The organism is Klebsiella sp. HN106, assembly GCF_051209435.1.
GTDB classification, from domain to species: domain Bacteria; phylum Pseudomonadota; class Gammaproteobacteria; order Enterobacterales; family Enterobacteriaceae; genus Klebsiella; species Klebsiella oxytoca.
This window is the reverse complement of sequence record NZ_JBLURD010000329.1, coordinates 1-247: the sequence shown is the minus strand read 5'-3', so window position 1 is coordinate 247 and position 247 is coordinate 1. Positions and strand designations below refer to the sequence as shown.

Sequence of the window (247 nt, the reverse complement as noted above, 5' to 3'; positions counted from 1 at the left end):
GACCAGGCGTACGCTTATGGGTGCCTTTCCGCAGCTTGGAACGCGGATGGAGAAGAGGAGCAACGCGATCTAGCTATCGCGGCCGCGATCAAGCAGGTGCGACAGACGTCATACTAGATATCAAGGGCACTGTTGCAAAGTTAGCGATGAGGCAGCCTTTTGTCTTATTCAAAGGCCTTACATTTCAAAAACTCTGCTTACCAGGCGCATTTCGCCCAGGGGATCACCATAATAAAATGCTGAGGCC

1 protein-coding gene and 1 pseudogene are annotated in these 247 nt (G+C 51.8%); one reads left to right on the top strand and one right to left on the bottom strand.

Features of this window, described 5'->3' with window-relative positions; genetic code table 11:
* A pseudogene (locus ACSIPU_RS31425) lies at window positions 1-117 on the top strand (3'-kinase); the annotation flags it as partial.
* Between the two features lie 60 nt (window positions 118-177).
* On the opposite strand, the gene ACSIPU_RS31420 reads toward ACSIPU_RS31425, so the two are convergent.
* Window positions 178-247, bottom strand: a 70-nt coding sequence (locus ACSIPU_RS31420) for a transposase (protein ID WP_072100800.1), incomplete at its 5' end; no start/stop codon positions are given.